16 protein-coding genes are annotated in these 10882 nt (G+C 42.7%); 11 read left to right on the forward strand and 5 right to left on the reverse strand.

Annotated features, from left to right (window positions below; translation table 11 throughout):
• From Q0C19_RS08050 to Q0C19_RS08090, 9 genes are all read left to right on the forward strand, one after another.
• Window positions 1–346 (forward strand): flagellar hook-basal body complex protein (locus Q0C19_RS08050; protein ID WP_295054914.1); only part of this gene is annotated, 346 nt, incomplete at its 5' end.
• Between the two features lie 95 nt (window positions 347–441).
• The gene (locus tag Q0C19_RS08055) at window positions 442–945 is read left to right on the forward strand and encodes a 3-isopropylmalate dehydratase small subunit (RefSeq protein WP_295054916.1); all 504 of its coding nucleotides are present in this window, start codon (window positions 442–444) and stop codon (window positions 943–945) included.
• A 3-nt stretch (window positions 946–948) separates the two neighbouring features.
• Window positions 949–2025: a 3-isopropylmalate dehydrogenase gene (leuB, locus tag Q0C19_RS08060; RefSeq protein WP_295054919.1), complete on the forward strand. Its 1077-nt coding sequence runs from the start codon at window positions 949–951 to the stop codon at window positions 2023–2025.
• The gene (locus Q0C19_RS08065; RefSeq protein ID WP_013459848.1) at window positions 2013–2261 is read left to right on the forward strand and encodes a tetratricopeptide repeat protein; all 249 of its coding nucleotides are present in this window, start codon (window positions 2013–2015) and stop codon (window positions 2259–2261) included. Before leuB ends, Q0C19_RS08065 begins: the two co-directional genes overlap by 13 nt.
• A complete protein-coding gene (locus Q0C19_RS08070; protein WP_295054922.1) occupies window positions 2252–2614 on the forward strand; it encodes a hypothetical protein in 363 nt (120 codons plus the stop codon). Before Q0C19_RS08065 ends, Q0C19_RS08070 begins: the two co-directional genes overlap by 10 nt.
• A gap of 24 nt (window positions 2615–2638) precedes the next feature.
• Window positions 2639–3478, forward strand: coding sequence for a formyltetrahydrofolate deformylase (gene purU, locus Q0C19_RS08075; protein WP_295054926.1), 840 nt, complete (start codon window positions 2639–2641; stop codon window positions 3476–3478).
• Window positions 3479–3949 carry a tRNA (cytidine(34)-2'-O)-methyltransferase gene (locus Q0C19_RS08080; RefSeq protein WP_295054928.1) on the forward strand — a complete coding sequence of 157 codons (471 nt, stop codon included), beginning with the start codon at window positions 3479–3481 and terminating at the stop codon, window positions 3947–3949.
• A gap of 335 nt (window positions 3950–4284) precedes the next feature.
• A complete protein-coding gene (locus Q0C19_RS08085) occupies window positions 4285–4944 on the forward strand; it encodes a S24 family peptidase (protein WP_295054929.1) in 660 nt (219 codons plus the stop codon).
• A gap of 14 nt (window positions 4945–4958) precedes the next feature.
• The gene (locus Q0C19_RS08090) at window positions 4959–6428 is read left to right on the forward strand and encodes an SH3 domain-containing C40 family peptidase (protein WP_295054931.1); all 1470 of its coding nucleotides are present in this window, start codon (window positions 4959–4961) and stop codon (window positions 6426–6428) included.
• A gap of 5 nt (window positions 6429–6433) precedes the next feature.
• Here the strand turns inward: Q0C19_RS08090 and Q0C19_RS08095 are convergent, their stop codons facing one another.
• Both Q0C19_RS08095 and Q0C19_RS08100 read right to left on the reverse strand, forming a co-directional pair.
• Complete coding sequence (locus Q0C19_RS08095; protein ID WP_295054934.1) at window positions 6434–6739, reverse strand: hypothetical protein; 306 nt, start codon at window positions 6737–6739, stop codon at window positions 6434–6436.
• Between the two features lie 82 nt (window positions 6740–6821).
• A complete protein-coding gene (locus tag Q0C19_RS08100) occupies window positions 6822–8018 on the reverse strand; it encodes a tetrahydrodipicolinate N-succinyltransferase N-terminal domain-containing protein (protein WP_295054936.1) in 1197 nt (398 codons plus the stop codon).
• A gap of 104 nt (window positions 8019–8122) precedes the next feature.
• Here Q0C19_RS08100 and Q0C19_RS08105 point away from each other — a divergent pair, with 104 nt between their 5' ends.
• Window positions 8123–8608, forward strand: coding sequence for an ankyrin repeat domain-containing protein (locus Q0C19_RS08105; protein ID WP_295054939.1), 486 nt, complete (start codon window positions 8123–8125; stop codon window positions 8606–8608).
• Window positions 8595–9488: a zinc metalloprotease HtpX gene (gene htpX, locus Q0C19_RS08110; RefSeq protein WP_295054942.1), complete on the forward strand. Its 894-nt coding sequence runs from the start codon at window positions 8595–8597 to the stop codon at window positions 9486–9488. The genes Q0C19_RS08105 and htpX overlap by 14 nt, the downstream gene beginning before the upstream one ends.
• 9 nt (window positions 9489–9497) lie before the next feature.
• On the opposite strand, the gene Q0C19_RS08115 is transcribed toward htpX, so the two are convergent.
• From Q0C19_RS08115 to Q0C19_RS08125, 3 genes are all read right to left on the reverse strand, one after another.
• Window positions 9498–9638, reverse strand: a complete 141-nt coding sequence (locus Q0C19_RS08115) for a hypothetical protein (protein ID WP_295054944.1) — start codon at window positions 9636–9638, stop codon at window positions 9498–9500.
• Window positions 9639–9695: 57 nt separating this feature from the next.
• A complete protein-coding gene (locus Q0C19_RS08120; RefSeq protein ID WP_295054947.1) occupies window positions 9696–10445 on the reverse strand; it encodes a molybdopterin-binding protein in 750 nt (249 codons plus the stop codon).
• 53 nt (window positions 10446–10498) lie between these two features.
• A partial coding sequence (locus Q0C19_RS08125; protein WP_295054950.1) for a nucleoside monophosphate kinase occupies window positions 10499–10882 on the reverse strand: 384 nt, incomplete at its 5' end.

Consider the following 10882-nt stretch of genomic DNA (forward strand, 5'->3'; position numbering starts at 1 on the left):
TATCAGCATCGGAACAGACGGTATCGTCAGTGTAACTCAATCGGGACAGGCCCAAGCAACGCAAGTAGGACAGATCTCTTTAACCAATTTTATTAATCCCGCCGGTTTGCATGCAATGGGAGATAACCTATTTGTTGAAACCGACAGTTCGGGTCAACCGATTGAGGGGACTCCGGGTGAGAACGGAATCGGAAATATCCGTCAGGGGTTTGTGGAACTTTCGAACGTTCAACTGGTAGTGGAACTCACCGACTTGATTACGGGACAGCGTGCGTATGATGCCAACTCCAAAGTCATTACTACCAGTGATGAGATGTTAGCGACTACAAATAGTCTGAAGCGTTAATATTAATCACTATTAAATCCTTTTTTAGGGATTTAAATCACTTTCAACACATCTTTGCTATAATCCACCCAATTTTACGTACCATAGGATTTTTGATGCAAAAAATTGAAGGCAAAGTTTGGAATTTCGGTAAAGATATTGATACCGATCTTATCATCGCCGCCCGTTATCTCAATACTTCAGACCCAAAAGAGCTTGCCAAGCACGTTATGGAGGATGCTGATCCGACATTTGTCAGCAAAATGGTTCCGGGTGATATTATCGTAGCGGATGAAAATTTTGGATGCGGTTCATCTCGTGAACATGCCCCTATCGCGCTGAAGGCTGCAGGAATCGCAGCGGTTATCGCACCGACGTTTGCCCGTATTTTTTACCGTAACGCTTTTAACATGGGACTGCCGATTCTGGAACTTCCCGAATCTTTAGAGATCAAAGAGGGTGAATCGGTCAGTATCGATATGGATGCTGGGACAATTACCAACACTACCAACGGAAAAGTGTATAACTTTATCCCCATTCCGCCGTTTATGCAAGAGCTTATCGCTGCAGGTGGTTTGATGAATTATGCAGAAGCCGAAATTGCCGCTCAGGAGAAATAGTTGATGAAAAGTTACAATATTGCGCTTATTAAAGGGGACGGAATCGGTCCTGAGATCGTAGATGAAGCGGTCAAAGTTTTGGATGCGGTTGCGGCATGCGAGAACCTTGAATTTAATTACCAGGAAGCCCTTATGGGCGGATGCGCTTACGATGCAGTCGGTGATCCTCTTCCGCAAGAGACAATCGACATCTCTTTGGCGAGCGATGCGGTACTTTTCGGAGCCATCGGAGGGATCAAATGGGATACTCTCCCGAGAGAAAAACGTCCTGAGAGCGGTTTGCTTCGCTTCCGTAAAGAATTGGGAGTATTTGCCAACCTTCGTCCCGCGAATGTTTATGACGAGCTCGTCAATGCCAGCTCGTTGAAACCAGAAATCGTTAAAGGGGTCGATTTGATGGTCGTCCGTGAACTTATCGGCGGGATCTATTTCGGTGAACCGAAAGGGCGTGATGAGAATCGCGGATGGAATACGATGGTCTATACCCGTCCTGAAATCGAACGAATTGCCCACGTTGCGTTTAAAATCGCGATGGACCGCTCTAAAAAAGTATGCTCGGTCGATAAAGCCAACGTGCTTGATGTCAGCCAATTATGGCGCGAAGTGGTGGAAGAGGTGGCAAAGGAATATCCTGAAGTCGAACTAAGCCATATGTATGTCGACAATGCTGCCATGCAATTGATTCGTGATCCGAAACAATTCGATGTTATTTTGACCGGAAATATTTTCGGCGATATTCTCAGCGATGAGGCAAGTATGCTCTCCGGTTCTATCGGTTTGCTCCCTTCCGCTTCCGTCGGGGCTAAAATCGGCGTGTATGAGCCGATTCACGGTTCGGCTCCGGATATCGCAGGACAAGGGATTGCCAACCCTATTGCAACCATCGCAAGCGCCTCTATGATGCTCCGTTTTGCTCTGAATGAACACAAAGCGGCGGATCGTATTGATTACGGTATTAAACAAGCGTTGGCAGAAGGGTATCGAACTAAAGACATTGCGGGATATGATGCCAAAGAAGTTTGCTCAACCAGCGAGATGGGGTCTATCATCGCTAACTTTGCAGCCAAATGCAAACTTTAACCCTCGCAAATATTTATGAGCTTCAAGGGCTCAAAGAAGATGCCCTTGAAATTTACAAAGAGATTTTAAAAAAAGATCCCTCTAATGCGGATGCAAAAATCGCGATTCGCCGACTCTCCGGTATGCGAAAAAAGTTTTTAGGGGTCAATAACGAAATGAAGACTTTTTTCATTCAGATGGAAGAAGAAGCCGAATTTATTCAATTTGAAAGGTGGTTGATGAAAGCATGGAACTAAAAGATGTCATATTATCTACATTAGCCGAAATTGAAGAGTTATCGACCGCGCCGGAGGTTGAACACCGAGAACGTCAGGTTGAAGAGAAGCCGCTTCGTTCCGTTGAAGAATCAGCTATTCCTAAAGCACCGGTTATAGAAACGGTTCAAACCGTGATCGAGACGGTACATGCCGTACGTGATGATGAAGCACGGATGCTGGAAGGAATTCGAGAACGTTTGCTTGTTCTTTTTGAAGGGTTTCAATCTCCGAATAATACACAAATAGAAGCTAAGGTGGATTTGACACTCAATTTTTTTGAATACCTTTTAGCCACTATCGATAACCGCTTGGACACGATTAAAGAATCGTAGCCGCTCTCACACAGAGGATAAGAAATGAATGAACACTATCGTATATTAATCCATTGCAATGATGAAAAAGGGCTGGTATACAAAGTGTCCAGTATCTTTTTTCATCGTAATCTTAATATTATCTCCAACAATGAATTTGTTGATAAAACACATAATAAATTTTTTATGCGCAGCGTTGTTGCCGGAGAAATCGCACCGGATATACTCAGAAGCGAACTAAGCGCTGTTTTACCGAAAAATGCACATTTGGAAGTGATTGCTCCACGAAAAAAACGGGTAGTTCTGATGGCTACCAAAGAGTCACATGCCTTGGGTGATATTTTGATCCGATACGAAGCGGGGGAACTTGATTGCCATATCACCGGAGTAGTTTCGAATTATGATTTGCTTGAACCGCTGGTCTCAAAATTTGATATCCCTTTTTATACCGTATCTCATGAGGGGTGTGACCGAGACGAACATGAAATACGTGTTTTAAAACAGCTCTCTGAACTCGGTGAAATTGACTATATCGTATTGGCAAAGTACATGCGGATTTTGACTCCGCGGTTCGTAGAAGCGTATGAAGACAAGATTATCAATATTCATCACTCGTTTCTCCCCGCTTTTATCGGTGCTAATCCTTATAAGCAGGCGTATGAACGCGGTGTTAAAATTATCGGTGCAACGGCTCATTTTGTTAACAATCATCTAGATGAAGGACCGATTATCGCTCAGGATGTTATTCATGTCAATCATGCCTACGGCTGGGAAGAGATGCAGCGGCTGGGAAGAGATGTGGAGAAAATCGTTTTATCCAAAGCATTGAAGATGGCCTTGGAGGATCGTATCTTTGTTCATGCCAACAAAACGATCATTTTTTAAATGTTTCATATTGTTTTAGTTCATCCGCAAATTCCGAATAATACCGGTGCTATCGGACGTCTTTGTGTCAATACCGGATCTTCACTCCACCTGATTAAGCCGATCGGATTCGATATTGATGAAAAAGCCGTTCGTCGAGCCGGATTGGATTATTGGCATAAAATCGACTTGCATGTATGGGAAAGTATAGACGATTTTTTAGAAGCACACCCTGTGCGAGATCGTTTTTTCTTTGCTACGACAAAAACGGATCGTCCTTATTTCGAAGTTACTTTTCAAGAGGGAGATTACCTCTTTTTCGGGAGTGAGACTGCAGGAATTCCATCCGAAATTTTAGAAGCACACCCAAACCAGACCATGACGATTCCGATGACCAAAGAGGGACGTAGTCTCAATTTGGCTATTAGCAGTGGAATTATTCTCTACGAAGCGATCAAACAAAATTTTAATTCATACCGAAAGATGATGTAAACCATGATGCAAATACTTGATACGATAATGATCGTACTGTTCGTCCTTTTTTTAGTTTATATATTTCGCGGATACCATCTTTCGCGTTTAGAGAGAGATGAAAAAGAGGATTAAAACAATCTCTCCGCCCATCTCTCCATTTTGACCTCTAGTCTGTCCATCCAACCGTTCGCTCTAATAATAACCTTTGCCATTGTCAACTCCTTGAGTGATATTAGGCAAATAGTAAAATAATTTAGGCAATCAATCAAAATATATTTCAAATTGACATATATTTGTTAAAACTATGGCATAATTCCTACAATACGCTATCGATATATCAAAAGGATTTCACGATGAAAACGTTCAGTGATATTGTAGAGACGATTAAAGATATTGTCTCTGCAGAATTTCCGGAAAAAAAAGTGTTCGATAAAGATGTAGCGGAATTGTTGGATATTTCACAAATGAATTTTGCGACCATGAAAAAGCGCAATAAAATTCCCTTTAATGAATTGCTTGATTTTTGTGCTAAGCGATCTATCGCCATTAACTGGCTTTTGTATAATCAATCGCCTGAGAGTTTGATCGAGCCGACAAACCGCTTTTATATGGTACGTTATTTCTCTTCGGTAAACGCCTCTGCAGGGGGAGGCGCCGATAATGAAGAATTAGATTACGAACCTCTGATGCTTGAAGATAATTTTGTTCTCTCTTTAGGCGGTGAAAAAGAATTGCGTCATATTGAAGCCATAAACGTGTCGGGAGATTCAATGGAGCCCTCTTTTAGCTATAACGATATTATTTTTATTAACCGCTCTAAAATTGATATAAGTAGAGGCGGTATTTTTACAATTCGTACCGAGCACGGGCTGTTTATCAAAAGGATACAAGTGCGGATTGATGGTAAACTTGATATTATTTCAGATAATAAAGACTATCCGACGTATGTAGCCCGAAAAGATGAAGTTGAAATAATCGGTAGAGTTGTCGGGCGGTTCGGCGGAGTAGAATAATATTGGATATACGGATGAAAACAACATTTTGGATCAGTGGAATATTATTGATGGTATTAGGGGGATGCAGTACCCATAATCCAAATCTATTGTCTTCGCCGAAATCACCTTTTCCCCCCTCTAAGACGGATACCAATCAAAGTGGCTTAGCTGATCCTTTTTGCTGTATGCTTCCTCAAGATATTGGTGTGAAATTGCCTGAATTAGGCCCCAAAGTGAACGATTTAGAGCGTTTTGAACAGTCTGTAATCCCATATGTAGAGCAAAACAGTGTGGATAGAGAAAAATTGCTTGAGATACAGACGGTTTTCGATACACGCTATTATGCTCCTTGGGGGTATAGTGCTCCGCCGGAAAAAAGGGAAGAGGCTGCATGGCCCCTTCGCGCTTTTAGAGGAGGGTATGGAAGTAATTTAAAGCCTGTCTCTCCGTCATGGTTTGAAGAGATAGCACATCAAAGCAATTTTGTAGAATACGGGACTCTGAATCAAAAAGCGATTACACTCAAATGGATGGATATTCGAGCCCTTCCGAGTGATAAACCGCTTTATAAAGATCCTTCGATAGCGGGGGAGGGATATCCGTTTGACCTTCTCCAAAATAGCAGTGTCAATTATAATGAAGCTGTTTTCGTTTCACACACTTCTAAAGACGGAGCATGGAGTTACATTTTTACGAATAATGTTTCAGGGTGGGTCAAATCAGACGGTATCAGTATCGTGGATAATCAGACCATATCAACTATCCAAAAATCAGATAAAGTTTATATTATAGAAGATAATTATCCCCTGCGTGATGGTCAAAACCGTTTTCTTGCGTATTCACGAATCGGCATGGTCTTGCCGTTGGATCGGGAAGAGGGTGAGAACTATTATGTTAAAACCTATGATCGGAATAATACTTTAAATATTATTTCGATACCGAAACGTACCGCTCACATAGGTGCCAGTAAAATTAATAAAAAAGATTTGATTTCGATAGGAAATCAGTTACTTAAAAATACGTATGGCTGGGGCGGAATGTATGGTGAACGTGATTGTTCGTCCATGATTCGGGATATGGTTACCCCTTTTGGTATTTGGCTTCCTCGCAACTCTGCCGCACAATCTCGCAAAGGGGAAGTTATTTCGTTTTCGGGAATGTCAAATGATGAGAAATTATCAACAATAAAAACTAAAGGTGTTCCGTTTGAGACGATTGTCTATCTCAAAGGACATGTTCTGCTGTATGTCGGAACCTATCAGGACAATGTCTTGGTCATGCACAATATTTGGGGAATTCGAACGATCGATAAAGAGGGGAATAAAGGGCGGCATATCATCGGACGAGCCGTTATCAGTACTCTTGAATTGGGTTCAGAGTTGGAAACCTACGACCCTGCAATGAAATTACTTAATCGTGCAGAGAGTATGAATATTTTTACCCATACTCCACTCTCTTTGACACGAACTGCCAAAAGCAACAACACTAAAAAGCAGCTTTAAAAACTTTAACCTCTCATATCCAGAAGAGAACCTAGCATCTCGTCTTGCGTACGGATGGCTTGTACGTTGGAAGCGGCTATCTTTTCAATACTGATTTGGTCTGTTATCTCTTTGGACAAATCGGTTTGTGATTTTTCACTTCCGTTTGAATCAGCTTGCGTCGTATTTGCTTTTGTTGATCCATTCTGTGTTTCACTGATAGTTGTGTCACGCGGAACGTAGCTATCCGTATTGACATTAGCTACATTACTGGCACTATTGTTCATAAACACTTGATTGGACATAATGGAAGAGACATTTGAGCTTATCATTTAAAGCTCCTTGTATATATCAGATTTGAAAAGTATAGTCCCCACTACCTTAAGAGATAGTGGCAAAATTAAATTAGTCCGATTAATGTAAATCGGCGTTGAGTTTGACTTCACGCGTTGAACGACGAATGAGCAATTGCCCTGTAGTTGAGTCTTGGCGGTAGTGGATACCGTTTAATCCGATCAAATCTTTTCCTTTAAAACTGCTCCCGCTGAGAATAGCGGAAGGGTTTGCTTCTTGGATTTTAGCAAGTTCATCTGTGCTAACCGCGAACTTGGTTCCTGCCAGTACGGCGATTCCCGCATCGACGATACAACCATCGCCCAGTGCGATTCCGGTAACGGAGTTGGCGCCTAAAAGGGTGTTTTTTCCAATCGTGACCGGAATTCCGTCCGTTCCGCTTAGAACTCCAAGAATTGAAGCTCCGCCGCCGACATCGGAGCCATCACCCACAACCGCCGAACTGGAGATACGCCCCTCAACCATACTGACACCCGTAGTTCCCGCATTGAAATTGACATAGCTTGCACCCGGCATGATCGTTGTACCGGCATGGAGCTGTGCACCGAAGCGGACTTTTGAATCATCCAGTACTCGCGTGTTATTGGCAGGAATGATGTGTTGGAGGTAGCGCGGGAATTTATCGACGAAATCGATTTTCGGATATTCATTGGCAAATTTGAGTTCGATCTCGTTTTCACGGAGCCATTCGAGTTCGATCGGCTGACCGTCTGACCATGCGACATTGTGCAATGCACCGAACGCACCGTTAAGGTTAAGTGAGCGAAGAGGTGCTTTAGAAGTTGAGAGGGCGTAGAGTTTGAGATACGTTCCCTCAACGCTCGTACATGCAACATCGTTAAACAAAAGTACAAGACGGAATTCACCTTCGCGCATTCCGCGCTCTTTTACTTGATTGTAAAGGGCAGAGATCACTTGGATATTTTTATGGGCATCTCCGAATGCTTCATCGGAATAGGGGGTAAATGCGTTTAAACACCCCTCTAAAAATTTGAGAGTAACCGGAATGATCACTTCATCGGCATTGAAATCAATCCCTTGTCCTTGCTCTTGAGCACTTTTGATAAAGATAGCGGCACTGCCGAAGTTTTCGTTCCAGTTAATATGCGGAAACGAGGCTTGGAGGATTTTTGAACCATCAAGCTGGCCGAAATCAACACGGCAAATACCGAATCCAAGAGGATTTTTGTATCCTGCGGTGTTTTGAATCTCTTGCACACATGCTTTAAAAGCGGCTTCGGTCTCTAAAATTTCCATATTGTCTCTCTTGGTGTAAAATTAATAGGGAATTTTACCACAATCGCCTATGGATGGGTTGAATCTTGCGTGTTATACTACGATAAATTATTATTGGAATGTTTATGGAACAATGGATCACTTTATTAAAAGAAAACGACTATCTTGGGACTAAAAAATATCTCAAAATCGGCGGTAATCCGAACGATGTAGAAGAGAACGGCGAATCGGTACTTTGTTTTGCTTTGCGCTATCACTGTGATCAAGAGATTATTGATCTACTCATTGAGCACGGAGCCGATTTAAATCATATTGATAATGAAGGTGTGAGTGTTTTTGATGTGGCTGTCACCTACAATAATCTGGATTTGATTGGGCGATTGATTGAGATCGGATTTGATGTTAATCACCCGACACGCCAAAGCGGATTTACTCCATTGATGGGAGCCGTTTGCTATGGGAGAGTAGATGTCATCAAAAAATTATTGGAACTTGGTGTAGATATTCATGCACGCGATGCGTATGGACTTAATGCGGTTGATTTTGCCCGAAAAATGCACAAAAAATCTATTTTAGCTCTATTGCAGGGAGAAAAGAATGGAACAGATTAAAACGTTTTTACTGCTCGGATTGCTGAGCGTACTGCTCGTATTTGTCGGAGGATATTTAGGGGGGCAGGGGGGCATGTTGCTCGCATTGCTCTTTGCCGGCGGAATGAATTTTTACGCCTACTATTTTTCCGATACGATGATTTTGAAACATTATAATGCGCAAGAAGTAGATCCGAGAGAAGCACCGGTGCTCTATCGGGTTGTTGAGCGTTTGGTAGAGCGTGCTGATATACCGATGCCGAAAGTTTATATTATTCATGATCATATTCCCAATGCATTTGCAACGGGGCGTAACCCTCAACATGCCGCAGTAGCAATTACGACGGGGCTCCTTGAATTGCTGAATGAAGATGAAATAGAAGGGGTGATGGCGCATGAGCTTTCGCATGTAGGGCATCGAGATATTCTTGTCGCGACAATTGCCGCGACGATTGCGGGAGCCGTGGCGTTCATCGCTAATATGCTTCAATTCGGGGCAATGTTCGGCAATCGCGGTAATCGTAACATTAATCCGATTTTGATGATTGTGATGGCGATTTTACTTCCCATTGCGGCAAGTATTATCCAAATGACGATCAGCCGTTCGCGCGAGTTCATGGCGGATGAGGGATCGGCTCGTTTGACCGGACATCCCGAGTGGCTTCAAGATGCCTTGATTAAACTTTCAAATTATAATTCAAGAGGAGAAGTGCAGGGCTCAACACCTGAGAATGCCCATATGTTTATTATCAGCCCGTTTGAGGGTAAGAATATATCCTTTTCCAATCTGTTTCGCACTCACCCTACGACGCAACAGCGACTAGAACGTTTGGAACATCTCAAAGGGGAACTTGATTCTGTTCAGGAACGCAATAAACTCTATGACCGCCATTACGTATGATCAGTATGGTTATTCAGACTCAATTTTAAGGGTAAAATGGGGTTTATGCGGCATCTTTTTTTTCGGAGTTTTTAAAAAAGTATGACGATAAATGACATATATAATTACACTGACGGCCAGTCCGATGATTAGTAAATTTATTTTACCCATCCGCTCTCCTCTCTCCTCGATGTAACAAAATCGGCAATTCAAAAAAAATGTTTATTTTTAATTATATTTGATGATTTTATAATCAATCGATCGTGAGTGCAATGTTTCAATAAAGAGTTGAAAGCTTTTATCACACAGTTCTCTGTCTTCCGAGGCCACGGATATTTCGACGATGGGTTTTCCCCCGTTTATCATCGGAAGGGATGAAAAATCGACAGAGGAATCTAACTGATGCATACACTCAATCAATGTATTTTCCGATGTTTGCGCAATGAGAGTCTGACGATAAACAGTTTTGGCCAGAGGATAAAAAGACTCCAGTGCTTCTTCCACCATGGGGTGTGACATCTCGGGAAAACCCGGCATAAAAAAATAGCGATCTTCGAGAAGAAAGCCCGACATATTATTGACGACGTTATGAAGCAGTTTGGAATGTTTCGGCAACTCCGCCATAAGAATACGATACGGATAGGCGGCATCACTAAAGCGTTCGATGATATCGGAATGAAATTTTTCATGCGAAACAAGCAAACCGTCACTGAAAACATCAGCGGCGATTTGTCGTGTCAGATCATCGGGGGTCGAACCGATTCCGCCAAAACTGAACATCACCCCATCCGGATCATTTTTGATCATTTCGAAGGTATTGCGGATCAAAACAGGGTCGTCTTTAATGATGAATGAGGAAAAGAGGGTGTGTCCGCGTCGGAGCAGAGCATCTCGCAGATATACGAAGTGTTTGTCTTCCCGACGGCCGTTGAGAATTTCGGAACCGATGATGACGGCGTAAAAATGAGGTGTTTTCATAAGAGAGATTATAGCATGCTAATGGAGGGAATCCCCGATAACGGGGAAAGAGATTATTTTAATTGTGACAAAATTTCTTTTTCTACAATATCGATTTTTTGCGTTCCGTCAATGGTGATATATTTGACCGATGTATCTGAAGCGGCGACCCCTTTGTAATAGTCGGCAAGGGGGCTGGTTTGTTCGTGATAGACGCGAAGACGATCAAGTACGACTTCGGCTTTGTCATCCGCACGCTGTACTAATTCTTCTCCGGTTTCATCATCTTTTCCTTCCACTTTCGGCGGATTATAGACGACATGATACGTTCGGCCCGATGCAAGGTGTGCACGGCGTCCTGACATACGCTCAACGATTACGCTATCGGCTACATCGATTTCGATGATGGCATCAATGGCAACACCCGCTTCTTTGAGGGCATCGGCTTGAGGAACGGT

This window comes from Sulfuricurvum sp., assembly GCF_023250475.1.
Lineage (GTDB): Bacteria > Campylobacterota > Campylobacteria > Campylobacterales > Sulfurimonadaceae > Sulfuricurvum.